The sequence below is a fragment of the Allobosea sp. AK1 genome (genome assembly GCF_006714945.1).
GTDB lineage: Bacteria > Pseudomonadota > Alphaproteobacteria > Rhizobiales > Beijerinckiaceae > Allobosea > Allobosea robiniae.
In genome coordinates this window covers 2,942,501-2,966,573 of the sequence record NZ_VFMG01000001.1, presented here as the reverse complement: position 1 = coordinate 2,966,573, position 24,073 = coordinate 2,942,501, and the positions used below count along the sequence as shown (strand labels likewise).

Annotated in this window: 23 protein-coding genes; 19 read left to right on the top strand and 4 right to left on the bottom strand. The window is 67.6% G+C overall.

Annotation, left to right across the window (positions count from 1 at the left end; translation table 11 throughout):
* The first annotated feature begins 41 nt into the window (after window positions 1-41).
* From FHT98_RS14605 to FHT98_RS14560, 10 genes are all read left to right on the top strand, one after another.
* On the top strand, window positions 42-1,241 hold the full coding sequence (locus tag FHT98_RS14605) for an MFS transporter (RefSeq protein ID WP_142114467.1): 1,200 nt from the start codon (window positions 42-44) through the stop codon (window positions 1,239-1,241).
* A 152-nt stretch (window positions 1,242-1,393) separates the two neighbouring features.
* Entirely contained in the window at window positions 1,394-2,173 is a 780-nt protein-coding gene (locus FHT98_RS14600) for a GntR family transcriptional regulator (protein WP_142114466.1), read from the top strand.
* On the top strand, window positions 2,170-3,675 hold the full coding sequence (locus FHT98_RS14595) for an ABC transporter substrate-binding protein (RefSeq protein WP_142114465.1): 1,506 nt from the start codon (window positions 2,170-2,172) through the stop codon (window positions 3,673-3,675). Before FHT98_RS14600 ends, FHT98_RS14595 begins: the two co-directional genes overlap by 4 nt.
* A gap of 6 nt (window positions 3,676-3,681) precedes the next feature.
* Window positions 3,682-4,608: an ABC transporter permease gene (locus FHT98_RS14590; RefSeq protein WP_142114464.1), complete on the top strand. Its 927-nt coding sequence runs from the start codon at window positions 3,682-3,684 to the stop codon at window positions 4,606-4,608.
* Window positions 4,605-5,462, top strand: coding sequence for a nickel transporter permease (gene nikC, locus FHT98_RS14585; protein WP_142114463.1), 858 nt, complete (start codon window positions 4,605-4,607; stop codon window positions 5,460-5,462). Before FHT98_RS14590 ends, nikC begins: the two co-directional genes overlap by 4 nt.
* 10 nt (window positions 5,463-5,472) lie before the next feature.
* Complete coding sequence (locus FHT98_RS14580) at window positions 5,473-6,258, top strand: SDR family NAD(P)-dependent oxidoreductase (protein WP_142114462.1); 786 nt, start codon at window positions 5,473-5,475, stop codon at window positions 6,256-6,258.
* A gap of 13 nt (window positions 6,259-6,271) precedes the next feature.
* The gene (locus tag FHT98_RS14575) at window positions 6,272-7,168 is read left to right on the top strand and encodes a polysaccharide deacetylase family protein (protein WP_113586257.1); all 897 of its coding nucleotides are present in this window, start codon (window positions 6,272-6,274) and stop codon (window positions 7,166-7,168) included.
* The gene (locus FHT98_RS14570) at window positions 7,168-8,712 is read left to right on the top strand and encodes a gamma-glutamyltransferase family protein (protein ID WP_185745169.1); all 1,545 of its coding nucleotides are present in this window, start codon (window positions 7,168-7,170) and stop codon (window positions 8,710-8,712) included. The genes FHT98_RS14575 and FHT98_RS14570 overlap by 1 nt, the downstream gene beginning before the upstream one ends.
* On the top strand, window positions 8,709-9,689 hold the full coding sequence (locus FHT98_RS14565) for an ABC transporter ATP-binding protein (protein WP_113586275.1): 981 nt from the start codon (window positions 8,709-8,711) through the stop codon (window positions 9,687-9,689). The genes FHT98_RS14570 and FHT98_RS14565 overlap by 4 nt, the downstream gene beginning before the upstream one ends.
* On the top strand, window positions 9,686-10,669 hold the full coding sequence (locus FHT98_RS14560; RefSeq protein ID WP_113586258.1) for an ABC transporter ATP-binding protein: 984 nt from the start codon (window positions 9,686-9,688) through the stop codon (window positions 10,667-10,669). The genes FHT98_RS14565 and FHT98_RS14560 overlap by 4 nt, the downstream gene beginning before the upstream one ends.
* On the opposite strand, the gene FHT98_RS14555 is transcribed toward FHT98_RS14560, so the two are convergent.
* Window positions 10,666-11,829 (bottom strand): AGE family epimerase/isomerase, encoded by a 1,164-nt coding sequence (locus FHT98_RS14555; protein ID WP_142114461.1) that lies wholly within the window; start codon window positions 11,827-11,829, stop codon window positions 10,666-10,668. The genes FHT98_RS14560 and FHT98_RS14555 overlap by 4 nt on opposite strands.
* Before the next feature lie 119 nt (window positions 11,830-11,948).
* Complete coding sequence (locus FHT98_RS14550; RefSeq protein WP_091862748.1) at window positions 11,949-12,410, bottom strand: Lrp/AsnC family transcriptional regulator; 462 nt, start codon at window positions 12,408-12,410, stop codon at window positions 11,949-11,951.
* 128 nt (window positions 12,411-12,538) lie between these two features.
* Between FHT98_RS14550 and FHT98_RS14545 the strand changes: the two genes are divergently transcribed.
* Together FHT98_RS14545 and FHT98_RS14540 are read left to right on the top strand one after the other, a co-directional pair.
* Window positions 12,539-13,696 carry a trans-sulfuration enzyme family protein gene (locus tag FHT98_RS14545; protein WP_142114460.1) on the top strand — a complete coding sequence of 386 codons (1,158 nt, stop codon included), beginning with the start codon at window positions 12,539-12,541 and terminating at the stop codon, window positions 13,694-13,696.
* An 11-nt stretch (window positions 13,697-13,707) separates the two neighbouring features.
* Window positions 13,708-14,616: a DMT family transporter gene (locus tag FHT98_RS14540; protein ID WP_142114459.1), complete on the top strand. Its 909-nt coding sequence runs from the start codon at window positions 13,708-13,710 to the stop codon at window positions 14,614-14,616.
* Window positions 14,617-14,665: 49 nt separating this feature from the next.
* Here FHT98_RS14540 and FHT98_RS14535 read toward each other — a convergent pair whose 3' ends face one another.
* Entirely contained in the window at window positions 14,666-15,619 is a 954-nt protein-coding gene (locus tag FHT98_RS14535; protein ID WP_142114458.1) for a carbohydrate kinase family protein, read from the bottom strand.
* Window positions 15,620-15,861: 242 nt separating this feature from the next.
* On the opposite strand from FHT98_RS14535, the gene FHT98_RS14530 reads away from it, so the two are divergent.
* The 6 genes from FHT98_RS14530 (at window position 15,862) to FHT98_RS14505 (ending at window position 21,037) form a co-directional block, all read left to right on the top strand.
* Window positions 15,862-17,034 (top strand): ABC transporter substrate-binding protein, encoded by a 1,173-nt coding sequence (locus FHT98_RS14530; RefSeq protein ID WP_142114457.1) that lies wholly within the window; start codon window positions 15,862-15,864, stop codon window positions 17,032-17,034.
* Window positions 17,035-17,152: 118 nt separating this feature from the next.
* Window positions 17,153-18,079 carry a branched-chain amino acid ABC transporter permease gene (locus tag FHT98_RS14525; protein ID WP_061966587.1) on the top strand — a complete coding sequence of 309 codons (927 nt, stop codon included), beginning with the start codon at window positions 17,153-17,155 and terminating at the stop codon, window positions 18,077-18,079.
* Between the two features lie 2 nt (window positions 18,080-18,081).
* Complete coding sequence (locus FHT98_RS14520; protein ID WP_248309226.1) at window positions 18,082-19,077, top strand: branched-chain amino acid ABC transporter permease; 996 nt, start codon at window positions 18,082-18,084, stop codon at window positions 19,075-19,077.
* Window positions 19,070-19,819, top strand: coding sequence for an ABC transporter ATP-binding protein (locus FHT98_RS14515; protein ID WP_142114456.1), 750 nt, complete (start codon window positions 19,070-19,072; stop codon window positions 19,817-19,819). Before FHT98_RS14520 ends, FHT98_RS14515 begins: the two co-directional genes overlap by 8 nt.
* Window positions 19,820-19,821: 2 nt before the next feature.
* Window positions 19,822-20,520 (top strand): ABC transporter ATP-binding protein, encoded by a 699-nt coding sequence (locus FHT98_RS14510; protein WP_091862726.1) that lies wholly within the window; start codon window positions 19,822-19,824, stop codon window positions 20,518-20,520.
* Between the two features lie 58 nt (window positions 20,521-20,578).
* Complete coding sequence (locus FHT98_RS14505; protein WP_061966591.1) at window positions 20,579-21,037, top strand: cupin domain-containing protein; 459 nt, start codon at window positions 20,579-20,581, stop codon at window positions 21,035-21,037.
* A 115-nt stretch (window positions 21,038-21,152) separates the two neighbouring features.
* On the opposite strand, the gene FHT98_RS14500 is transcribed toward FHT98_RS14505, so the two are convergent.
* Window positions 21,153-22,400, bottom strand: a complete 1,248-nt coding sequence (locus FHT98_RS14500; RefSeq protein ID WP_142114455.1) for a flavin-dependent oxidoreductase — start codon at window positions 22,398-22,400, stop codon at window positions 21,153-21,155.
* Between the two features lie 198 nt (window positions 22,401-22,598).
* Here FHT98_RS14500 and FHT98_RS14495 point away from each other — a divergent pair, with 198 nt between their 5' ends.
* Window positions 22,599-24,071, top strand: a complete 1,473-nt coding sequence (locus FHT98_RS14495; RefSeq protein WP_142114454.1) for a protein adenylyltransferase SelO — start codon at window positions 22,599-22,601, stop codon at window positions 24,069-24,071.
* Window positions 24,072-24,073 lie beyond the last annotated feature (2 nt).

Genomic DNA, 24,073 nt, shown 5'->3' with positions numbered 1-24,073 from the left:
CGGGTCAAGCTAAATTGACGCGTTATTATCGAGAGACCGCCATGACCCCCGAAACGCTGTCGAAGCGCACCCTTCTCTTCGTCAATGCCGCTCATGCGCTCGATCATTTCGTGCTGCTGATCTACCCGACGGCGGTGATCGCCATCGCGGCGCAGACGAACCTCAGCTATGCCGAGCTCATCGGCCTCGCCACCGGTGCCTTCGTCGCCTTCGGCCTGTGCTCGCTGCCGATGGGCTGGCTCTCGGATCGGTTCGGCCGGCGCAACATGCTCGCCGTGTTCTTCATCGGTTACGGGCTGTCCTGCCTCGGCGTCGCGAGTGCCGACCGCCCCGCCGCCTTCGCCGGCTGGCTGCTCGTGCTGGGCGTGGCCTCGGCGATCTATCACCCGGTCGGTTCGACGATGCTGGTCAGCCATGCCCGCCAGCTCGGCCGGGATCTCGGCGTCAACGCCGTCTGGGGCAATCTCGGCGCGGCTTCGGCCGCCGGCGTCACCGCGCTCATCGCCGCGAATTTCGGCTGGCGCTTCGCCTTCGTCCTGCCGGGGCTGGTCTGCCTCGTCCTCGGCGCGGCGTTCATCGCGCTCGTGCCCGGCGACGGAAACCCATCCGCCAACCGCTCCGGCAAGGCCGAGCTGATCCCGGTCAATCGGCCGAAGGTTCTTCTCGCCATCTTCGCCGTCGCGATCATCGCGGGCGGCATGACCTTCAACATCACCACGATCGCGCTGCCGAAGGTCATCGACGAACGGCTCGGCCTCGACCTGCCGCTGGCGCTGATCGGCTCGCTGGCGACGCTGGTCTTCGTTTTCGGCGCCGCCACGCAATGGCTGATGGGGCGGCTGGTCGACCGCTACACGCTTCCGGCCCTGTTCGTCGGGCTCGCGCTGTTCCAGCCGCTGGGCCTCGCACTCGCGGCGACGACATCCGGCGTGCCGCTGCTGATCGGCCTCGTCATGACCATGGCCGCGATCTACGGGCAGGTCGTCGTCAACGACGCGATGGTCGCCCGCTACGTGCCGGCGCAGCACCGCGCCAAGGCGTTCAGCGTGCGCTATTTCCTCGGCTTCACGGTCAGCGGCTTCGTGGTGCCGATGCTGGCCGTCCTGCATGCGCAAGGCGGGTTCGGGCTGGTGCTGGCGGGCGCGACCGTCTTCGGCCTGATCGTCTGGTGCGCCGCGCTGGCGTTCTTCTTCCTGGCGCAGGCCGCGCCGACGGCGAACACCGTCCCAGCCGAGCCATAGGCTTATGGCGGCGCAAGCTGCCGGCTGCTCATTCAAATTGAGTCGAGGCCATAGCCCCGCCATGCACGGCGGGGCTCAAGCATGCTTGATCATGCGTTTCTGACATCTCACAAAGTGATTGTCAGATCTCAGAAACTGAGCCAGCATGGCTCATGCTCGATCAATCGCCCTTCTCGCTTCCGAAGCCGCCTGCGGCGGAAAGCGACATCACCTTCGCAAGCCGGCGCCTGCGGCAGGCGCTTGTCCGCTGCGAGCTCATTCCCGGTACCTATGCCCATGAAGGCGACCTCGCGCAGCGTTTCGGCCTCGGACGCGCGGCTGTTCGCGTCGCACTGACGGAACTTGCTGGAGCCGGCTTCGTCGCCAGGCATGCGCGGCAGGGCTGGCGCGTCGCTGCGGTCGACGGGGCGCTTGCAAGCGCCATCGTCGAGGCAAGGCTGCGGATCGAGCCTGCGCTGGTCGAAAAGCCGCTCGATGAACGCAGCGTTGCCCTGCTCGGCAGCCTGAGAGGCGCGATCGACGCCGTTCTGGGGAGGGACGATCCTTCAGCCCGCGCCATGGCGCAGCAATTGTGCCGGCAGGCGCTCGACCTGCTCTCACAGCGGGCCGGCGGCTTCATCGAAAGCTGGCTGCGCGATCTCTGGGATCACACCGAACGGCTGATCCGCTCCCTCGAACTCGCCGGCACGACGCCGCCGGCGATCGATCCGCGCCCGCTGCTCGACGCGCTCCTGCGCGGCGACCGGGAGGCCGCGCTGCTCGCGCTTCAGGAGGAGCAGAAGCGGTTCACCGATGCGGTCGCGCACGGCTTTCTCGCCACCGCGCGCCTGCTCCCGCAGGATCACCCCGTTTCCGTGCGCAGCCGCCTGCCGCGCCGGAGCAGCAACGACCGCAAGCCATCCCCCACCCTGTCCGAGGAGAAATCGCGATGAGCCGTGTTTCGAAAGCCGCAGCCGCCTTCCTCGTCGCCACCGCGCTCGGCCTCGCGGCCGGGCCGGCGCTGGCCGCCAAGGACCGTTTCGTCGTCGACCTCGTCAACGAGCCGTCCTCGCTCGACCCGCAGGTGCAGTGGAACCCGGACAGCTACTATGTCTACCGCAACATCTTCGACAATCTCGTCACCCGCGACGACAAGGGCGCGATCATCCCGCAGGTCGCGACTGCCTGGAAGCAGCTCTCGGACACCGAGATCGAGTTCGACCTGCGCAGCGACATCGCCTTCCATGACGGCTCGAAGCTGACCGCCGACGACGTCGTCTACAGCGTCAAGCGCATTACCGATCCGAAATTCGCCAGCCCCCAGCTCGGCCAGTTCGACAAGATCACCGACGCCGTCGCCCTTTCGCCGACCAAGGTGAAGCTCGTCACCGCCGGCCCCTACCCGGCGCTGCTGGCCCAGCTCGTCAAGCTCTCGATCGTGCCCAAGGCGGTGGTCGAGGCCGTCGGCAAGGATGCCTTCAACCTGAAGCCGGTCGGCAGCGGCCCCTACAAGTTCGAATCCTGGCAACGCGGCGTGAATGTCCAGCTCACGCGCAACGACGCCTATTGGGGCACCAAGGCGCCGTTCCCGACCGTGACCTTCCGCGCGGTTCCGGATGCGGCGACGCGGCTTGCCAACCTGCAGGCCGGTGCGAGCGACCTCGTCGTCACGCTCGATGCCGATCAGGCCGCCCAGCTCAAATCCTCCGCCAAGGCCCAGGCCCTGATCGGCCTGACCGAGCGCGTCGCCTATGTCCGGCTCAACACGACCAAGCCGCCCTTCGACAATCCCAAGCTCAGGCTGGCGGCAGCCTATGCGCTCGACAAGCAGGCGATGATCGACGGCCTGCTGGGCGGCCATGACAAGCCGGTGCCGGAACTGCTGACCCCGGCGATCTTCGGCTGGGTCGACGGCATCAAGGCGCCGGAACACGACCTCGCCAAGGCGAAGGCGCTGATCGCCGAGGCAGGCCCCGCCGCGAAGGCCGAGATCGACCTCGCGACCGCGCCCGTCTTCGACCAGCGCATCGTCCAGGCAATCCAGCAGATGCTGGTCGATGCCGGCTTCAACGTGAAGATCGCGATGTCCGACATGGCGACCTATCTGAAGCGCGCCCAGGCCGGACCGGAGGCGACCTCGATGCTCAGCTTCGGCCGCTGGTCCTGCGCCTGCCAGGATGCCGATGGCGTGCTCTTCCCGCTGCTGCACAAGAGCAGCGGCTGGTCGGCCTATCGCAACCCGAAGATGGACGCGCTGCTGGAAGAGGCCCGCGCGACGCTCGACACCAACAAGCGGCTCGCCGCCTACAAGCAGGTCCATGAGATCGTCGCCACCGATGTCCCGGTCGTGCCGCTCTACCAGGCCGTGGTGATCTATGGCGCGGCGAAGAGCCTCGCCTTTCAGCCGACGCCCAACGAAAGCATGTTCATCAACCGGATGAGCTGGAAGGACTGAGCCGAGGTGCCGGGTTTTCTGCTCCGCCGGCTGGGCCAGGCGCTCGTCACCATCCTCGGGGTGGTGACGCTGATCTTCTTCGTCCAGCGCCTGACGGGAGACCCGACATACCTGCTCGTGCCGGAAACGGCGACACAGGCCGATATCGCGGCCTTGCGCCACCAGCTCGGCTTCGACCGGCCGCTCGTCGTGCAGTATCTCGATTTCCTCGGCGAGCTCGTCCGTTTCGACCTCGGGCAATCCGTGGTGCAGCGCGTGCCGGTGACGACGATCATCGCCTCGCGCCTGCCCTATACGCTGATGCTGGCGGCGGGCGCGCTCCTCGTTGCCTGCGGCATCGGCGTGCCGATCGGCATCCTGCTCGCGATCTTCCGCAACTCGCCCGCGGCGAAGGCGGCCGCCGGCTTCGTCCTCGCCGCCCAGAGCATGCCGACCTTCTGGAGCGGCATCCTGATGATCCTGGTGTTCTCGGTGCTGCTCGGCTGGCTGCCGCCCTCCTCCACCGGCGATCTCTGGCATCTCGTCATGCCGTCCTTTGCGCTCGGCCTGCTGAGCATGGCGACCTTCGCGCGGATCACCCGCTCGGCCCTGCTCGACGAGCTCTCGAAGGACTATGTCCGCACTGCCCGCTCGCGCGGCGTCCGCAGCGGGCGATTGCTCGTCCGCCATCTCGCGCGCAACGCCTCGATCCCCGTCATCACCGTGGCCGCACTCGAAATCTCGAACCTGCTGGCCGGCGCCGTCATCGTCGAGACGGTCTTCGCCTGGCCCGGCCTCGGACAGGTCACCGTGCAGGCGATCCTGGCGCGCGACTTCATGATCGTGCAGGGCGTGGTGCTGCTCGGCGCCTTCGTCACCGTGCTGCTCAATCTGCTCTCGGACCTGCTCTACAGCCTGGTCGATCCGCGCATCGTGCTGGAGGGGGCGCGGTGAGTCTCGCAGCCGCAACCTCGGTGCCGCGCCGCAAGCGGAGCGGCCTGTGGCGCTGGTGGCCGGTCGGCATCATCGTGCTCGTGGTGCTGGTCGCGATCTTCGCGCCCTGGCTCGCGCCCTATGACCCCAACCAGCAGAACCTGCTTGGCCGGTTGAAACCGCCCGGCACGGTCTCGCGCAACTTCCATTACTGGCTGGGCAGCGACGAGCTCGGCCGCGACCTGCTCAGCCGCGTCATCCATGGCGCACGCATCTCGCTGATCGTGGCCTTCGCCTCGGTGGTGCTGTCCGGCGTGGTCGGGACGACGCTCGGCATGATCGCCGGCTACCGGCGCGGCTGGGTCGAGATCGCGGTGATGCGCGTCGTCGATGTCTTCCTGTCGATCCCGGCGATCCTGCTTGCGATCATCACCGTCGCGGTGCTCGGCCCCGGCATCGTCAACGTCATCATGGTGCTCGCGCTGACCCGCTGGCCGCGCTACGCCCGCATCGCCTACAGCCAGACGCTCTCCGTCGCGAACATGCCCTATGTCCGGCTCTCGGCCCTGATGGGGGCCGGCGCACCGCGCGTGCTTTTCCGCCATGTCCTGCCCAATATCGTCGGTGCCGTCAGCGTCGTCGCGACACTCGAATTCGGGCTGATGATCCTGTTCGAAGCGGGCCTCTCCTTCCTCGGGCTCGGCGTCCAGCCGCCGACCGCGAGCTGGGGCGCGATGCTCTCGACCGGCCGGAACTATGTCGCGACCGCCTGGTGGGTCGCCACGCTGCCGGGCGCCTGCCTGTTCGTGCTGGTGCTCGCCGTCAATCTCACCGGCGACGCCGTGCGCGACCGCCTCGATCCCCGCCATCGCTGAAGGAAAAGCCATGTTCGACGACATCAAGGGGAAGCGCGCCGTCGTCACCGGCGCCTGCGGGGTCATCGGCCGCTGGATCGCCGAGGTGCTGCACGAGGCCGGCGCCACGCTCTGCCTGACCGATGCGCGCGCTGGCGATCTGGAAGCGCAAGCCAAGGCGATGGGCCTCTCCGGCGAGAGCTTCGTCATGCCGGCCGACCTGACCGATGAGGCCTCGATCGTGGCGCTCGCCAGCGAGATCGGGAAGCGCTGGGGCGCTGCCGATATCCTCGTCAACAATGCCGGCATCTATCCGAGCGCCTTCCTGCTGGACACGACGACCGCCGAGTTCGACCGCATCCTCGGGATCAACCTGCGGGCGCCGTTCATCCTGACCCGCGAGCTTGCGACGCAGATGGTGCGCAAGGGCGTGAAGGGCTCGATCATCAACATCTCGTCGGGTGCCTCGCGCAAGATGCGCCGGACCGCCTGCATCTACTCGATGTCGAAGACCGCGCTCGACCGGTTGACCAAAGGCTTCGGCGTCGAGCTCGCCGAATACGGCATCCGCTCCAACGCGCTGGAGCCGGGCTTCGCCGCCGGCAGCACGGTCAGCGCGCTCACCGATGCCCATATCCAGAACACCGTAGCGCAGATTCCGCTCGGCCGGGCCTCCTCGCGCGCCGATGTCGGCAACGCCCTGCTCTACCTCGCCAGCGACGCCTCCGCCTATGTCACCGGCGCGACCTTGACGGTCGATGGCGGCAACTCGATCGGCTCGCTCGCCGTCCATCAAGACAAGAAGCAGGCGCTCTGAGGGAGGCAAGGACATGACCGCCCCGAACGCCACCCGCCCCGCCTATGAATGGCCGGAAGGCAAGTCGAGCGCCTTCTGTTTCACCATCGATGTCGATGCGGAGAGCCCCTATCAGTGGAACCTGCCGGAAGGCGCTCCAGTCGCCCTCGGCCAGATCGAGCAGCGACTCTTCGGTCCGCGCGTCGGCATCTGGCGCCTGCTGGATCTGCTCGATCGCTACGGCATCAAGGCGACGCTCTTCGTGCCGGGATTGATCGCGAAGAACCACCCGGAGCTGCTGCCGGCCTTCGTCGAACGCGGCCACGAGATCGGGCTGCACGGCTATTTCCATGAACTGGCGACCGAGGCCGGGCCGGAGGAGTTCGCGCGGGCGATGGACGAGTCGCTTGCCCTCTTCAAGAGTCAGGCGGGCATCGTGCCCAAGGGCTTCCGCTCGCCGGCCTGGGAGATGACGCCGTTCATGCTGGAGGAGGTGAAGCGGCGCGGGCTCTACGATTCCTCGCTGATGGGCTTCGACCATCCCTACACGATCGATGGGGTAACGCAGGTTCCGGTGCTCTGGGCGGTCGACGACGCCGTCTATTTCCGCTTCACCGGCAGCGCGCAGGACCGCGCCCCGCCCTCGGCGCAGAACGGCATCCTCGATGCCTGGCTCGACGAATGGGAGGTGCTGCATCGCGAGGGGCGGATGATGATGCTCACCGTCCATGACTGGATTTCCGGCCGGGCCGGGCGCGTCCGCATGCTGGAGAAGCTGCTCGACGTGGTGACGGCCTCGCCCGGCACATGGATCGCGACCGTCGGCGAGCTTGCCGCGCATCACGCCGCGAGCGCCAACGCGCAGCACTTCAGCGTGCCTATGCGCCTACCGCAGCCGAGCGCGCCCTTGCGCTTCCGGACCAAAGCCTGATGCAGACCTTCAGCATCCGCCGCCCGGCCGTCCGCTCCCCGCACGGGCTCGTCGCCGCCCAGAACCGCCACGCCGCCGAGGCCGGCGCTGCCGTGCTCGCGCGGGGCGGCAATGCGATGGATGCGGCCATCGTCACCGCGCTGGTGCTGAGTATCGTCGAACCCTGGCTTTCGGGCGTGGGCGGCGGCGGCTTCCTGATCCATGCGGACGGCCGGACCGGCGCGCTCGATACGCTCGATTTCAACGTGCGCTCGCCGCGCGGGCTCGATCCGGCGGATTATCCTCTGACCGAGGCCGGTTCGGGCAACTGGTTCGCCTGGCCTGCCGTGGCGGGCGAGCGCAATGTCGCCGGCTACAGCGCGATCTGCGTGCCCGGCGCCATCGCAGGTTTTTCCGCCGCGCTGGAGCGCTACGGCACGATCTCCTGGAACGAAGCGCTGCAACCGGCGATCGAGCATGCCGAGCGCGGGCTGGAGATCGACTGGTATGCGGCGCTCTGCATCGCGGTCGAGGTCGCCGGCCTGTCGCGTGACCCGGCGATCTCAAGCCTGCTGCTCGACAACGGCCAGCCGCCCAAGGCTGGCGCCGACACCCGCCGCTTCAAGCCGATGACGGCCAAGGCTGAGCTGTTGAAACGGCTGGCGAAGGCCGGCGCCCGCGACTTCTACGAGGGCGAAGCCGCGCGCCTGATCGCTGGCGATCTCGAAGCCGGCGGCTCGGCGATCCGTGCGGACGATCTCGCTGGCTATCAAGCCGTCTGGTCGCCGGCTCTGACCGGGCGCTACCGCGATCTTGATATCGCCGCCATTCCCGGCCTCAGCGGCGGCCCGACCTTCTTCGACGCCGCACAGCGCGTGGAAGCGCGCGGCCTCGGACAGGCCAGCTCGCAGGCCGATGCGGCGCTGACCTATGCTACGGCGATCCGCGAGGCCTATGCGGTGAGGCTCAACAGCATGGGCCATGCCGCGACGCCGCAAGCGGGCTGTACCTCGCATGTCAGCGTCGTCGACCGTGACGGCAACATGGTCTCGCTGACCAACACGCTGCTCTCGCGCTTCGGCTCGCGGGTGGCGCTGCCGCGGGCCGGCATCATCATGAATAACGGCATGATGTGGTTCGATCCGCGCCCCGGCCAGCCCAACAGCATGGCTCCCGGCGTGAAGCCGCTGGCGAACATGTGCCCGCTGGTGCTGAGCCGCGACGGAAAGCCCTGGCTCGCGATCGGCGCCGCCGGCGGCCGCACGATCTTCCCGACATTGCTACAAATGATCTCCGGCATAGCCGATTTCGGGCTCTCGCTCGAAGACGTGTTTCACCGACCGCGCATTGACGCCTCTACGCCGCGGATCAAGGTCGATGCCCGGGCGGAGCAGGACGTGGCGGCGCGGATCGCCGGGGCCTTCCCCGTCGAGATCGTCGAGGACACGCTCTATCCCGTGAATTTCTCGGTGCCCTCGGCCGTGATGCGGGCGGAGGATGGCGGCTTCCTGGGCATGGCCCATCCGACCAGCCCTTGGGCCGCGGTCGCAGCAGCCTCGGCATGAGCGAGCGCGCCAACCCGATGCTGGCGATCGAGGGCCTCACGATCGAGATCGACGGCAACCGCATCGTCGACGGCGTCTCGCTCGGCGTCGAGACCGGCCGCATCCTGGCGATCGTCGGCGAATCCGGCTGCGGCAAGAGCCTGACGGCGCTGTCCGTGCTCGGCCTTTTGCCGAACGCGGCGCGGGTTTCCGCCAGCTCGATCCGGCTCGGCGGGCGAGAGCTGACGGGGCTTTCCGAAGCCGAGCTGTCGCAGGTGCGCGGCAACGATGCCGCGATCATCTTCCAGGAGCCGGTCGCCTCGCTGAACCCGCTGATGCGGGTCGGCGAGCAGGTCGAGGAGGCGCTGCTCCTGCATCGCGGCTTGTCGCGCGCAGCGGCGCGCGAGGAGGCCATCGCGATCATGGCGCGCGTCGGCATTCCCGATCCGGCACGGCGCGCCCGGCAATACCCGTTCGAACTCTCCGGCGGCATGTGCCAGCGCATCATGATCGCGTCAGCCCTGATCTGCCGGCCTTCGCTCCTGATCGCCGACGAGCCGACCACGGCGCTCGACGTCACCATCCAGGCGCAGATCCTCGACCTGATGCGGCGCCTGCGCGACGAGGTCGGCAGTGCGGTCGTCCTGATCACCCATGACATGGGCGTGGTCGCCGATCTCGCCGACGATGTCTGCGTGATGTATGGCGGGCGGATCGTCGAGAGCGGCCCGGTCGATGCCATCTTCGCCGAACCGAGCCATCCCTATACTCGCCTGCTGCTGGGCACGATCCCGAAGCTCGACGGCGCACGCAAGACAGTGTTGCGCACGATCGAGGGCATGGTGCCGCCGGCCGGCGCCTGGCCCGAAGGCTGCCGCTTCCGGACGCGCTGCCCGCTCGCCGACGAGGCCTGCGAGCAAGTTCCGCCCGCCGTCACCGTCGGCGCCTCGCATCGTGCCGCCTGCTGGCATGTCGACCGGCTGGAGGCGATGGCATGAGCAAGCCCCTGCTGGAGGTCCGCGACCTCAAGGTGCATTTCCCGCTGCGCGGCGGCATCGGCACGCCGGGCGGCGTGGTCAAGGCGGTCGACGGCATCTCGCTCGACCTCCAGGCCGGCCGGACGCTGGCGCTGGTCGGCGAATCCGGCTGCGGCAAGTCGACGACGGCCTATGCCGTGGTTGGGCTGGAGCGAGCGACGGCGGGCACGATCCGCTTCGACGGGCGCGACATCACCGCGCTCAAGGGGCGCGAGCGGGCGGCGCTGGCGCAGGACATCCAGATCGTCTTCCAGGACCCGTCCTCGGCGCTCGACCCCAAGATGACGATCGCGGACAGCATCAGCGAGCCGCTCGCCATCGCCGGGCGCAGCCGTGCCGACCGCAAGGCCCGCGTCGCCGAATTGCTGGATCGCGTCGGCCTGCCCGCCGCTCTGGCCGAACGCCTGCCGAGCGCACTTTCGGGCGGGCAGCGCCAGCGCGTCGTCATCGCCCGGGCGCTCGCCCTGTCACCGCGCCTGCTCGTGCTCGACGAGCCGGTCTCGGCGCTCGACGTCTCGATCCGCTCGCAGGTGCTCAACCTGCTGCTCGAATTGCAGCGCGATCTCGGCCTGTCCTATCTTTTCATCTCGCATGACCTCTCGGTCGTTCGGCACATCGCCGACGAGGCGATGGTGCTCTATCTCGGCACTGTGGCCGAGCAAGGCCCGGTCGATGCGATCTTCGACAAGCCGCAGCACCCCTATACGAAGGCGTTGCTCTCGGCGATCCCGCTGCCCGACCCACGGGCGCAACGCACCCGCGAGAAGATCATCCTGAGCGGCGACCTGCCGAGTCCGCTCTCGCCGCCGGTCGGCTGTCCCTTCGTGACGCGCTGCCCGGAGCGGATCGCGGTTTGCGCCGATGAGCGTTTTCCGCTCGCCGCTGGTGATACGGGCACGGAGGCGGCCTGCGTCCATGTCGGGCGGCAGAGGACCGGCTAGCCGCGGACGCGCTCCCATTCCGCGAGAGCGAGCAGAAGGTGGTAGAGCACCCGTACTGGGATCACAGTCTGGGTCGGCGCTCCATCCTTCGCGAGCTGGTTGAACCAGAGCCCCGTTTCGGGCGCGACGAAGCAGCGGAACAGGCTGGCGAGATGCTTGTCGAGGCGCTCGGCCGCATCAGCATCGTCCAGGAACTCGATCCGGGCGAGGAAGGCCTTGATCGCTTCAGTCTGCGGCCAGAGCAGCTTGGTCGAGGCGGTGACCTTGCCGGTGCGATCGAAAACGTCGAAGGCAGCGAGCGGACCTGCCGAACCATCGTCGAGGCCATGCCGGATCGCGAAGCCATAGAGCCTCTCCGCCAGATCCCGAGCTTGCGTGTCTCCCGTCAGGCGCCAGTGATGCAGCAGCAGCCAGGTCCATTCGAAATGATGGCCGGGTTCGCAGATGAGTCGGGCCGCGCCGGGAGCTGACTTCCAATCATCGGTGAAATACTCGCCGAGCGTCCCGGTTTCGGCATCGACCAGATGCTCCCGCGCCAGCCGGACGATCGCGCTGGCATGGTCGAGCCAGCGTTGTTCGCCGGTCGCCTCCGTCAGCGCGTGGAAGGCCTCGAGCAGATGCATATGCGGGTTCTGCCTGCGCGGCAGCGTACCCGCCGTATCCTCGGCGAAGCCGCCTTGCGGATGCACCATCTCGCTTTCGATGAAGCCGATCACTTCGTCGGCGATCGCGAGCGCCTGATCGTCCTGTGTCGCGCGGTAGTACCAGGCCATGGCGAACAGGACGAAGGCGAGGTCGTAGAGATCGGTGCGGGCATCGACCGGCGTGCCGTCCTCGCGGACGGAGTGCAGGAAGCGCCCTCGCCCACCTTCCCGGCAGGCGTCGCGCAGGAAGGCGAAGCCATGGCGCGCAGCGGCGAGCGCCTCGCCTTGCGGATCGAGCAGATGGGCATGGCTGAAGACATAGGTCAGGCGGGCCGTGACCAGCGTCGTCCTGAGCGATCCGGGATCGCGCGCGGGTTCGGCCGGATCGAACATCTCGACAAAGCCGGCGCGGCCGGGCCGGACGGCGCGAGCGATCCAGGCCGGGATGAGGGTCTCCCTGAGCCACGCTTTCGACGGCAAGTCGGCGGCGGTTTCCAGGGCTTCTTCACGCTTCATCGGACGATACCCTCGGGGAGGAGAAGGACGAGAGCAGCTCTTCCTGCCGCTCACCGTGCGCTATGGCCTAGCCGATAGCCACAGCCGGGTGCTGCGTCCACATCGCCCAGTGCAGGGCGCTATAGCGCGCCCCGCCCGACGACTTCGCGCATCGCGATATAGCTGTGGTATTCCGCGACATTGGGATCGTCATGGAAGACCTCCCGCGTGAAGGCGGCGTAGGCGGCCATGCTCTCGACCTGCAGATGCAGCACGAAATCGGCATCGCCCGTCACATAGGAGGCGTGCTTCACCTCGGGCCGTGCCTGGAGCTTGCGGGCGAAATCGCCATAGGTGCGCGAACCCTGGATGATCGAGACGGTGACATGCACCGTCACCGGCACGCCCATGATCTCCGGGCTGACGATCGAGACATCCGCGGTGATGACCTTTTCCGCCCGCAGGCGCCTCAAGCGCCGCAGGACCGCGCTCTGGGACAAGCCCACACGCTCGGCCAGCACGCGCGCCGGCGTCTGGTTATCGGCCTGCATCTCTTTCAGGAGGGCGTAATCGAACGAGTCGAGATCGACTGTTTTGGCCATCGAAACCTTCATGATCGGCGAAATTTGCTATCGGATAGCAAAAATAGGCGATTATCGCCAAGCGCCTGACTGCATGATCTGATCCATATGCCGACCCTATCGGCGGCGACGAAACCGGAAAACGGATCATGACTGCGACGAAGTGGACCAAGAGAAGCCTTGCCGCGCAGGCCATGGGCAAGATCGACCCGACCACCAAGGGCGTCGTGCCGCCGATCCATGTCTCGACGACCTATATCCGCGACGAGGATAACGGCTACTCGACCGGCTTCATCTATGGCCGGCCCGATAACGAGACAGTGCATGAGGCGCAGGCCGTGCTCGCCATGCTGGAGGAGGCCAAGGCCGGCGCGCTGCTGTTCGGCTCGGGCATGGCTGCGGCGACCGCCGTATTCCAGGTGCTCTCGCCCGGCGACCATGTCGTCGCCTCCAAGGTGATGTACTGGGCGCTGCGCGCCTGGCTGCTCAACGAGGCGACACGCTGGGGCATCAAGGTCGATTTCGTCGAGACCGACGACCTCGCCGCGCTGAAGGCCGCGGTGAAGCCGGGCGCGACCAAGCTCGTCTGGATCGAGACGCCTTCGAACCCGCTCTGGACCATCACGGACATCGCCGGCGCGGCTGAGATCGCCCATGCGGCCGGTGCCAAGCTCGCCGTCGACTCGACCTGCGCCTCGCCGGTCCACACCCGCCCGCTGACGCTCGGCGCCGATATCGTCATGCATGCGGCGACCAAGGTGCTGAACGGCCATTCCGACGTCGTCGCCGGCGCGCTCTGCGCCCGCGAGGACGACGAATTCTGGAATCGGGTCAAGACGGTCCGCAAGGGTCAGGGCGGCATTCTCGGCCCGTTCGAGGCCTATCTCCTGATGCGCGGCATGCGCACCCTGCACGTCCGGCAGGAGCGCCAGGCCGCGTCCGCGATGGCGCTGGCGCAGCGTCTCTCGGCCCATCCGCTAGTCGCGCGCGTACTCTATCCCGGCCTGCCACAGCATCCCGGCCATGACATCGCGGCGCGGCAGATGGAGAACGGCTTCGGCTTCATGCTCTCGGTGCAGGTCACCGGCGGCGAGGCGGCGGCGATCGGCACAGCGGCCCATGTCGAACTGTACAAGCGGGCGACCTCGCTCGGCGGCGTCGAGAGCCTGATCGAGCACCGCGCCTCGATCGAGGGCGCGGGCTCGCCCTGCCCCACCGACCTCCTGCGCCTCTCGACCGGCATCGAGGATGTCGATGACCTCTATGCCGATCTCGACCAGGCGCTGAAGGCTGGGCACCGCTCGTAAGGCGCCGTGCCATGACCGTGACAGGCTCCGCCTCCGTGCCGGCCAGCCAGACGGTCGGCAAAGCCCTGCTGCTCGTGACGGCCTTCGGCTGGGGCCTCAACTGGACCGTGCTGAAATTCGTCCTGCATGACTGGCCGCCGCTGTTCGCGCGAGGCACAGCCGGCCTGCTGGGGGCACTCTGCCTCGCGCTGCTGGCAATGGCTCGCGGCGATAGCCTTGCCGTACCAAAGGGCGCCCGTGCGCCTCTCCTGGTCGCGGCGTCGATCAACGTCTTCGCCTGGATGGGCTTCACCGCGCTGGCGCTGAACTGGCTCAAGGTCTCCGAGGGCGCCTTGATCGCCTATTCCATGCCGATCTGGGCGATGATGCTCGCCTGGCCCTTGCTCGGAGCGCGTCCGACGCGGCGCAGCCTGGTGGCGCTGGGCCTGAGCATCACCGGCATGGTCGTTCTGATGGGCGGGCCCGACTTCTCGGCGGCCAAGCTTCCCGGCGTGCTGTTCGCCTTTGCGGCGGCGGTGCTGTTCGCACTCGGCACGGTCAAGGCGCGGAAACCCCTCGCCATGCCTGGCCCGGCTGTTGCCGCCTGGCAGGTCGCCCTCGGCTGCCTGCCGATGGTGATCCTGGGGCTTGCGCTGGAGCAGCCGCAGATCACGTCGCTTTCCACGCAGGGAGCACTGGGGCTGGTCTACATGGCCGTCGGCCCGATGGCGCTCTGCTACCTCACCTGGTTCGGCGCGCTCAAGCGGCTGCCAACCGCGGTCGCCGCGACCAGCATGCTGATCGTGCCGGTGGTGGGAACGCTGACCGCCGTCCCCCTGCTCGGCGAAACGCTCGGCGCGCGGGAACTGATCGCGATCGTGCTGACCATCGGCGGCGTCGCCCTGGCGCTACGGCGCGAGCCGGCACGCCGCGAAGCCTGAATCTGATAAAACTGCGCCGCCCTTGAGAGCGCGGCGAAGCCGGCCTTTCCTAGCGCGACCGAATCCCGATGGCCTCGACTTCCGCGGCAGTCGGGAGGTCAGCGCCGCGACGCGTGACCGTGATCGCCGCAGCCGCGGCGGCATAGGCGAGGAGACCGGCCAGGGCCTCGCGGTCGAGCACCGCGATCGCCTCGGGGCTGAGCCGACCGGTCTGCGAAAGCCGCGCGAGCAGCGCGGCGTGGAAGGTATCGCCCGCACCGACGGTGTCCTGCACGGCAACCTCGTGGCCCGGCACGGAAACCTGCCCGGCCGCGGAGTAGGCCGTGGCGCCCTGCCCGCCCTGCGTGACGACAACGAGCCGTGCGCCGAGACCGAGCCAATAGGCAGCAGCCTCGGCCATGCCGAGCTGCCCGTCCCAGGCGATGCGGATATCCTCGTCGCTCGCCTTGATCACCGTCGCCGTCCGATAGAAGCGCTCTGCCGCCCGATGCCAGCCGGACATGTCGCCGATCACGGTGGGGCGCAGATTGGGGTCGACGCTGATGACGCGCCGGCCGCGTTCCCGCTCGGCCAACGCCGCGAAGGCCGATCCGACAGGCTCGACCGCCATCGTGTAGGAGCCGAAGGTCAGCGCCTGGACCGCGTCCGGCAGCGCCTGCGGCAGGTCGGCAGGGGTGAGCGAGCGGTCGGCCGCCCCTTCGCCATGGAAGGAATAGCTGGGATGGCCGTCCTTGCCGGTCGCCACGACCGAAATGGTGGTGAGCCGCTCGGTCCGGACCAGATGGCGGCTATCGACGCCTTCCCGCGCGAGAAGATCGGCAAGCAGGGTGCCGAAGCCGTCGCGCGAGACGCCGCCGAGAAAGGAAGCCTCGATACCGAGCCGGGCCAGGCCGATCGCGACATTGAAGGGCGAGCCGCCGGCCACGATCCGCGCCGGCATCTCGCTGCCCTCGCCCGCTCCGGCGAACAGGTCGACCAGCGCTTCCCCACAGACCAGGATCATGGCAACCGACTTTCGATATCCGTCATGGCGCCGTCATTGAACAGCACACCGCGAATTCCGGGAAGCCGCGCCGGCGCTGCGGGCGGCTGGCGTGCAAAGCCGCACCATCCGCCTTGGAGACCTCGCGAAATTTCCGTAAACTGCGACTTGCAGATATTTTAAGCTTGAAACATTATGGCCTGCGCGCGCCACAGAAATCCAAGGGAACGGGGCCGCGCTCAACTTCGTCCGGGAGGACATCGATGACGACACTCAGGTTCGGTCTGGCACTTGGTTGCGGCGCGCTGGCGCTATCCATCGCTTCGGCCCAGGCGCAGGAGCCGATCAAGATCGGCGTGGTCAGCGTCCTGACCGGTCCGGCCGCCTCGCTCGGCCAGCAGGTCCGCGACGGCTTCCAGCTCGCGGTCGACAAGAATGGCGGCAAGCTCGGCGGCGTGCCGGTCAAGATCACCGTGATCGATGACGAGCTGAAGCCCGATGTCGCGGTCGAGCGGGTGCGCTCGTTCGTCGAGAGCGAAAAGCCGGCCTTCGTCGTCGGCCCGGTCTTCTCCAACATCCTCGGCGCGATCGCCAAGCCCGTGCTCGATTCCGGCGCCTTCCTGATCAGCCCGAATGCCGGCCCCTCGACCATGGCCGGCAAGGCCTGCAACAAGAACTTCTTCGTCACCTCCTATCAGAACGACCAGGTGCACGAGGTCCTCGGCAAATACGCGCAGGACCAGAACTACAAGAAGGCCTATATCATCGCGCCGAACTACCAGGCCGGTAAGGACTCGCTCGCCGGCTTCAAGCGCTACTTCAAGGGCGAGATCGTCGACGAGGTCTATGCGCCGCTGAACGCGATGGATTTCTCGGCCGACCTCGCCAAGATCGCCTCGTCCAAGCCGGATGTCGTCTTCGCCTTCCTGCCCGGCGGCCTCGGCGTCAATTTCGTCAAGCAGTGGTCGCAGGCCGGCCTGCAGGGCAAGATTCCGTTCCTCTCCGCCTTCACGGTCGATGAATCGACCCTGCCGGCCCAGCAGGACGCCGCGGTCGGCCTCTATGGCGGCATGACCTGGGCGCCCAACATGGACAACCCGCAGACGAAGGATTTCGTCAAAGCCTATGAGGCGGCCTACAAGATCGTGCCCGGCTCCTACGCCCAGCAGTCCTACGACGCGGCCATGCTGATCGACTCCGCCGTGAAGGCGGCGGGCGGCACCGGCAACCCCGACAAGCTGCGCGACGCCATCAAGAAGGCCGACTTCACCTCGCTGCGCGGCAAGTTCAAGTTCAACACCAACGGCTACCCGATCCAGGACTTCTACCTCGTCAAGGTGGCCAAGCGCGCCGACGGCAAGTTCCAGACCGAGATCGCGCAGAAGGTGTTTTCGGACTACGCCGATCCGCACGCCAAGGATTGCGCGCTGAAGTGACGCGAAGCGTCATCCTCGGGCGAAGCGAAGCTTCGACCCGGGGATTTCTTCGTCACGAGATGCTCGGGTCAAACCCGAGCATGACGTTCTGTGACCGGCCCTGACCTAGGACCGCGCAATGACCCTCAGCCTCCTGATCGTCCAGCTCCTGAATGGACTCCAGTTCGGCGTCCTGCTGTTCCTGGTCGCGGCCGGGCTGACGCTGGTCTTCGGTGTCATGGACTTCATCAACCTGGCCCATGGCGTCCAGTACATGCTGGGCGCCTATCTCGCCGTCACCTTCGTCAGCCTGACCGGCTCCTTCCTGCTGGGCCTCATACTCGCGCTTGCGGCCGCGCTCCTGCTGGGGCTCGCCCTCGAATTCCTGGTCTTCCGGCATCTCTATGAGCGCGACCATCTCGACCAGGTGCTCGCCACCTTCGGACTGATCCTGCTGCTCAACCAGGCGGTGAAGATGATCTGGGGCGCCGCGCCGCTTTCGGTGCCGGTGCCGGAATTCCTCTCCGGCAATGTCCGATTGATGGACGGCATTCTCTACCCCGTCTACCGCTTCGCGCTGATCGGGGCCGGCCTCGGTGTCGGCGCGCTGCTCTGGTTCGTGGTCGAGAAGACCCGCACCGGCATGCTGCTCAGGGCCGGCGCGTCGAACGCGCCGATGGTCTCGGCGCTCGGCGTCGACATCCGCAAGCTGTTCATGATCGTCTTCGCCTTCGGCACCATGCTCGCCGGCTTCGCCGGGGCGATGGCCGCGCCGATCCTCTCGGTCGAGCCCGGCATGGGCGATACCGTCCTGATCCTCGCCTTCGTCGTCATCGTCGTCGGCGGCATCGGCTCGATCCGCGGCGCCTTCGTGGGCGCGCTGATCGTCGGCCTCGTCGACACGCTCGGCCGCTCCTCGATGAACGACCTGCTCCGGCTGTTCATGGCGCCTGCTTCGGCCCGCGCGACCGGGGCCGCGCTCTCCTCGATGCTGATCTACCTCGTCATGGCGGCGGTGCTGTTCGTCCGGCCCGAAGGCCTGCTCCCGGCCAAGGGGCGTTCGTGAGCATGGCGAGCACCCCCGCGAATTCCGACGTTGCGGCAGCGCGACCGCCGACGCCGATGGTGCGCCGGCTCGCGCCGCTCGTCATCTTCGCCCTGCTCGCCCTCTTGCCGCTCGGCTCGGCCCTCGGTCTGCCCGGACACTGGCTGACGCTGGTGACACGGGCGATGATCTTCGCGATCGCGGCGCTGTCGCTCGACCTCGTCCTCGGGATCGGCGGGCTGATCTCCTTCGGCCACGCCGCCTTCGTCGGCATCGGCGCCTATGGCGCGGGCATCCTGATCACCGAAGGCCAGACCGAGCTTCTCGTGGCGCTGCCGGTCATCCTGCTCGCCTGCGCCGTCTTCGCGACTGTCACCGGCTATGTCTCGCTGCGCACGCGCGGCGTCGCCTTCATCATGATCACGCTCGCCTTCGGGCAGATGGCCTTCTATTTCGCCCAGGCGCTCTCGGCCTATGGCGGCGATGACGGCCTGACCCTCTACGAGAAGAGCACGCTGCTCGGGCACGAGATCTTCGGCAACCGCACCGGCTTCTATTACATCGCGCTCGGCACGCTGGCCTTCTGCTACGGACTGTCGCGGCGGCTCGTCGCCTCGCGCTTCGGCCGGGTGCTGCGGGCGGCTCGTGAAAATGCCGTGCGCGTCACCATCACCGGCTACGACGTCAACCATGTCCGGCTCGGCGCCTATGTGATCAGCGGCATGATGGCGGGGCTCGCCGGCTTCCTGCTCGCCAACCAGACCGATTTCGTCAGCCCCGCCTATATGTCCTGGCCGCGCTCGGGGGAGCTGATCTTCATGGTCGTGCTCGGCGGCGTCGGCTCGCTCTATGGTGCGATCCTCGGCGCGCTTGCCTTCCTCGTCACCGAGGACGTGCTCTCGTCGCTGACGCATAACTGGAAGGCCATCTTCGGGCCGTTGATCGTGCTCTTCGTGCTGTTCACCCATGGCGGCATCGCCGGCCTCGTCGCGAAGCTCAGGGGGCGCCGCGATGGCTGAGCCGGCACTGGCCCTGAAAGGACTCGCCAAATCGTTCGGCGCGCTCAAGGTCACCAACGGGGTCGACCTCACCATCGCGCCGGGCGAGTTGCACGCGCTGATCGGCCCCAACGGCGCCGGCAAGACCACGCTGGTCCATCAGATCTCCGGGACGCTGAAGCCGGATGCCGGCGCGATCCTGTTCGGCGGGCAGGACATCACCCGCCTGTCGCCGCAGGCGCGGGCACGAGCGGGCCTTGCTCGCACTTTCCAGATCACCTCGACCATCCCCTCGCTCTCGGCGCTTGAGAATGTCGCCCTCGGTGTGCAGGCGCACAGCGCCCATCCGCTCTCGCTCTTCCGCGACGCTGCCAGCGACGAGGCGCTCAACACCCCCGCCTGGGAAGCGCTCGAAGCGGTCGGGCTGGCGGAGCGAGCGCATGCCCCGGCCGGCAGCCTCTCGCATGGCGAAAAGCGCGCGCTGGAGATCGCAATGGCGCTGACGCTTCAGCCCAAGCTCATCCTGCTCGACGAACCTCTCGCCGGCGTCGGCCATGAGGAGGGCGAGCGCCTGATCGGGCTCCTGAACAGCCTCAAGGGCCGCTTCGCCATGCTGCTGGTCGAGCACGATATGAGCGCCGTCTTCGCGCTGGCCGACCGCGTCACCGTGCTGGTCTATGGTGGCGTCATCGCCTCAGGCGCGCCGGCAGCGGTCCGGGCCGACCCGGCCGTGCGGCAGGCCTATCTCGGCGAGGAGGGCTAGCGATGCTCAGCGTCGAAGGGCTCGATGCCGGCTATGGCGAGGCGCAGATCCTGTTCGGGGTCGATCTTGCCGTCGGCGAAGGCGAGGTCGTGACGCTGCTCGGCCGCAACGGCATGGGCAAGACCACGACGGTGCGCGCGATCATGGGTCTGCTGCCGGCAAAGGCCGGGCGCATCGCCTTCGGCGGTCGCGACCTGACCGGCGCCGCGCCCTTCCGCATCGCGCAGGCCGGGATCGGGCTGGTACCGGAAGGCCGCCAGATCTTCCCGACACTCTCGGTCGAGGAGAACCTGATCGCGACCGCGGCCGATCGCTCCGGCAAGAAGCGCTGGGACCTCGAACGGATCTACGCCTTCTTCCCGCGTCTCAGGGAGCGGCGTGAGAACCGCGGCAACCAGCTTTCCGGTGGCGAGCAGCAGATGCTGGCGATCGGCCGGGCGCTGATGACCAATCCGAAGCTGATCATCCTCGACGAGGCGACCGAGGGGCTTGCCCCCCTGATCCGCGAGGAAATCTGGAACTGTCTGACGGCCCTGAAGGCGGAGGGCGAGTCGATCCTCGTCATCGACAAGAATGTCGATGCTCTCGTTCGGATCGCCGATCGCCATATCGTGCTGGAGAAGGGCCGCGTCGTCTGGCGCGGCTCCAGCGCCGAACTGCGCAGCGACAGCGCCGTGAAGGACCGCTTCCTGCACTTCTAGCAGATCCTGCCAACAACCCTCCGGCCTGCATGCCGGCAGATGAGGAGAGCCAAGACCCATGAACCCGCTGACAGCCGGCGTGACGCGCGCCAATGAAGGCCTCGAGGGCATCTCCTGGAGCATCCTCGGCCAGACCTATGTGCCGAAGACCCTGACCGAGGAGAGCTTCTCCTGGCACGCGACCTTGCCGCCCGGAACCTTCGTGCCGCCGCATATCCACACGACGCAGGAGGAGTTCATCTACATGCTGGAGGGACGGCTCGACCTCCTGCTCGACGGCAAGGAGAGCTTCGCCACCGCCGGCGACCTGATCCGCCTGCCCCGCAACATCCCGCACGGCCTGTTCAACAAGAGCGACGCAACGGTGAAGTGCCTGTTCTGGGTTTCGCCGACGGCACGGCTCTACGATCTGTTCTGGGGCCTGCATTCGATGGCCGAGCAGAAGCCGGCCGATGTCGTCGCACTCGCGGCCAAGCACGAGGTCGACTTCCTGCCACCTCCGCCCGACGCGGGGTGAGGACGGACGCGCACGGCGCGCGTCATTCTCGGGCGAAGCAAAGCTCCGACCCGAGAATCTCAAGACGAGAAGGCTCTGGTTTCAGAGATGGTCGGGTCAAGCCCGACCATGACGCCTAACCCTTCTTCCGCGCCAGCTGCTCGGCCGAGAAACCGGCCTTGCCGGCATAGCCCTTGACGATCTGTTCGCGTGCAGTGTGGTCGAGGACCTGATCGATATGCTCGAAGCCTTGCGGCGCCAGAGCCTCCACCGCGTCGATCACCCGCTCCGGCCCGCCGACCCGGTTCATCGCCACGACCTCCGCCGTCGCCGGCAGGCGCTCGGCTTCATAGGCCGCCAGCGCCTGGCGCGGATGCTCGGCCTTCGCCAGCCAGTCGGCGAGGCAGCGCGCGTCGAGCACCGCTTGCGAGGCGCCGTTGGAGCCGACCGGGTACATCGGATGTGCCGCATCCCCGAGCAGCGTGACGCGGCCATGGGTCCAGCGCGGCAGCGGGTCGCGGTCGCACATCGGGTACTCCCAGAAGGTCGAGGTCGCCCGGACCATCGCGAGGATATCGACCTCGGGCACGCTGAAGCGCCGCGCGAAGGGCAGCACGTCTTCAAGGCGGCCGGGCTTCGACCAGGCCTCCTTCGGCGGCGGCTTTTCAGGATCGCCTGTGCGGATATTGACGACCCAGTTGGTCAGGCGCGTCTGCGGCGTCGCGCCCTTGCCGATCGGATAGAGCACCAGCTTTCCGGCCATGCCGCCGGCGATGATCATGCTCTCGCCATCGAGGAAGACGGGCCAGTCGCAGGCGCCGCGCCACATCTGCACGCCCTGCCAGCGCGGCGGCCCCTGGTTCGGGAAGTAGTGCCCGCGAACGGCGGAATGGATGCCGTCGGCCCCGACCAGGATGTCGCCGCGCGCGGTCTCGCCGGCCTCGCCGAAGCGCGTATCGCTGAAATGCGCGGTAACGCCGCCTTCATCCTGGATGAAGCCTTGCAGCCGGCGGCCGGTCCGGATCGCATCCTCGCCCAGCCGCTCGACCACCGCATCGCGAATGACGCACTGGAGCCGGCCGCGATGGATCGAGAATTGCGGCACCGGCGCGCCCGCATGCAGGCCCCGCGGCTCGCTCCAGACCGTCTGCCCGAAGCGGTTCATGTAGTGCAGTTCACGCGTGCGGATGCCGGCCTCGTCGAGCGCGGGCAGCAAGCCGAGATCGGCGAGCTCGCGAATGGCATGCGGTAAGGTGTTGATCCCGACGCCGACCTCGCGGATCTCGCTGGACTGCTCGTAGACGGTCGCGCCAACGCCGCGGGCATGAAGCATCAAGGCCAGCGTCAATCCGCCGATACCGCCGCCGACAATGATGACCCGCATGACGTCGCCCCTCAGCGATCTCGATATTTTAAGTTTGAAATATCCTGGTTTCCGTTGTCAATCGCGCATGCCACGGTGGCAACGGACACACAGGCCGGCGCCATGACGCAGACCTTGTCGGGAGCCTCATTCAAACCGCACCCGCCGCAACGATCGCGGTGTTGTTGCGCGCTGGCTGATCGCCCATATCTACGATGGATGACGGTTCAGTTCGACAACTCCTATGCCCGCCTGCCCGAGCGCTTCTACGCGGCGGTGAATCCGACCGCCGTGGCAAAGCCCCGGCTCATTCGCCTGAACGCGCCGCTGGCGTCCGAACTCGGCCTCGATCCGGACTGGCTGAAAAGCCCTGCGGGCCTCGCGATGCTGGCAGGCAACAGCCTGATCGACGGGGCGCATCCGATCGCGACAGCCTATGCAGGGCACCAGTTCGGCGGTTTCAGCCCCCAACTCGGCGACGGGCGCGCCATCCTGCTCGGGGAGATCGTGGATCGCCACGGCCGGCGCCGCGACATCCAGCTCAAGGGCGCAGGACAGACCCCGTTCTCGCGCCGGGGAGACGGCCGTGCCGCGCTGGGGCCGGTGTTGCGCGAGTATATCCTCAGCGAAGCCATGGCCGCCCTGGACGTGCCCACGACCCGGGCGCTCGCGGCGGTCATGACCGGCGAAACCGTGCGGCGGGAGACACTTCTGCCGGGCGCCATCCTGACCCGCGTCGCCTCCAGCCATATCAGGATCGGCACCTTTCAATATTTCGCGGCGCGCGGCGACATCGAGGCGTTGCGCCTGCTCGCGGACCACGTCATCGCGCGACACTATCCCGATCTGTCGGGCCGCGAGGACCCATATCTCGCGCTGCTGAAGGCCATCATCGCCGCCCAGGCCGGACTTGTCGCCCGCTGGATGCTGATCGGCTTCATCCATGGCGTGATGAATACGGACAACATGTCGGTGGCCGGCGAAACCATCGATTACGGCCCCTGCGCCTTCATGGATGCCTACGATCCGGCGACCGTCTTCAGCTCGATCGACGAGCAGGGGCGCTATGCCTATGCCAACCAACCTCCGATCGCACGCTGGAACCTGACGCGTCTCGCCGAGGCGCTGCTTCCGCTCCTCGCCGATGAGCAGGACAAGGCCGTGGCGCTCGCACAGGATGCGCTCGACGATTTCGATCGGCAGATTCAAGCGGACATGGTCGCCGGCTTCCGCCGGAAGCTCGGTCTCGCCAGCGAAGACCCCGAGGATATCGCGCTCATCCGGTCGCTGCTCGAGACGATGCAGCTTGGGCAGGCGGATTTCACCCTGGTGTTTCGCCGGCTGAGCGAGGATGCCTCCCCGCTGGAGGACGGGCGCGCCTGCCGCGACCTGTTCGGCAACCCGGCCGCCTTCGACGGCTGGGAAGGCCGCTGGCGCGAGCGCCTGTCGAAGGAAGACAGGCCGGACGAGGTTCGGCAGCATGCGATGCGCCGCGTCAATCCGCTCTTCATCCCCCGCAATCATCGGGTCGAAGCCGTGATCGAGGCCGCTGTCGAGCGGCAGGATTTCGCGCCGTTCGAAGAGCTCCATGCCGTACTGTCCAGGCCCTATGACAGGCAGCCCGGCCGCGAGCACTACGCGCTGCCGCCCGCCGCCCATGAGCGTGTGCTGGCGACGTTCTGCGGGACCTGACT

What these genes read in the sequence shown, in the direction of transcription:
- FHT98_RS14555 (WP_142114461.1), bottom strand. Translation starts at nt 11,829, where the DNA reads ATGAAGCGTGAAGAAGCCCTGGAAACCGCCGCCGACTTGCCGTCGAAA.
- FHT98_RS14535 (WP_142114458.1), bottom strand. Translation starts at nt 15,619, where the DNA reads ATGATCCTGGTCTGTGGGGAAGCGCTGGTCGACCTGTTCGCCGGAGCG.
- FHT98_RS14545 (WP_142114460.1), top strand. Translation starts at nt 12,539, where the DNA reads ATGACTGCGACGAAGTGGACCAAGAGAAGCCTTGCCGCGCAGGCCATG.
- FHT98_RS14595 (WP_142114465.1), top strand. Translation starts at nt 2,170, where the DNA reads ATGAGCCGTGTTTCGAAAGCCGCAGCCGCCTTCCTCGTCGCCACCGCG.
- FHT98_RS14540 (WP_142114459.1), top strand. Translation starts at nt 13,708, where the DNA reads ATGACCGTGACAGGCTCCGCCTCCGTGCCGGCCAGCCAGACGGTCGGC.
- FHT98_RS14500 (WP_142114455.1), bottom strand. Translation starts at nt 22,400, where the DNA reads ATGCGGGTCATCATTGTCGGCGGCGGTATCGGCGGATTGACGCTGGCC.
- FHT98_RS14495 (WP_142114454.1), top strand. Translation starts at nt 22,599, where the DNA reads ATGACGGTTCAGTTCGACAACTCCTATGCCCGCCTGCCCGAGCGCTTC.
- FHT98_RS14565 (WP_113586275.1), top strand. Translation starts at nt 8,709, where the DNA reads ATGAGCGAGCGCGCCAACCCGATGCTGGCGATCGAGGGCCTCACGATC.
- FHT98_RS14525 (WP_061966587.1), top strand. Translation starts at nt 17,153, where the DNA reads ATGACCCTCAGCCTCCTGATCGTCCAGCTCCTGAATGGACTCCAGTTC.
- FHT98_RS14575 (WP_113586257.1), top strand. Translation starts at nt 6,272, where the DNA reads ATGACCGCCCCGAACGCCACCCGCCCCGCCTATGAATGGCCGGAAGGC.
- FHT98_RS14505 (WP_061966591.1), top strand. Translation starts at nt 20,579, where the DNA reads ATGAACCCGCTGACAGCCGGCGTGACGCGCGCCAATGAAGGCCTCGAG.
- FHT98_RS14560 (WP_113586258.1), top strand. Translation starts at nt 9,686, where the DNA reads ATGAGCAAGCCCCTGCTGGAGGTCCGCGACCTCAAGGTGCATTTCCCG.
- FHT98_RS14600 (WP_142114466.1), top strand. Translation starts at nt 1,394, where the DNA reads ATGCTCGATCAATCGCCCTTCTCGCTTCCGAAGCCGCCTGCGGCGGAA.
- FHT98_RS14550 (WP_091862748.1), bottom strand. Translation starts at nt 12,410, where the DNA reads ATGGCCAAAACAGTCGATCTCGACTCGTTCGATTACGCCCTCCTGAAA.
- FHT98_RS14570 (WP_185745169.1), top strand. Translation starts at nt 7,168, where the DNA reads ATGCAGACCTTCAGCATCCGCCGCCCGGCCGTCCGCTCCCCGCACGGG.
- FHT98_RS14605 (WP_142114467.1), top strand. Translation starts at nt 42, where the DNA reads ATGACCCCCGAAACGCTGTCGAAGCGCACCCTTCTCTTCGTCAATGCC.
- FHT98_RS14510 (WP_091862726.1), top strand. Translation starts at nt 19,822, where the DNA reads ATGCTCAGCGTCGAAGGGCTCGATGCCGGCTATGGCGAGGCGCAGATC.
- FHT98_RS14520 (WP_248309226.1), top strand. Translation starts at nt 18,082, where the DNA reads ATGGCGAGCACCCCCGCGAATTCCGACGTTGCGGCAGCGCGACCGCCG.
- FHT98_RS14580 (WP_142114462.1), top strand. Translation starts at nt 5,473, where the DNA reads ATGTTCGACGACATCAAGGGGAAGCGCGCCGTCGTCACCGGCGCCTGC.
- FHT98_RS14515 (WP_142114456.1), top strand. Translation starts at nt 19,070, where the DNA reads ATGGCTGAGCCGGCACTGGCCCTGAAAGGACTCGCCAAATCGTTCGGC.
- FHT98_RS14530 (WP_142114457.1), top strand. Translation starts at nt 15,862, where the DNA reads ATGACGACACTCAGGTTCGGTCTGGCACTTGGTTGCGGCGCGCTGGCG.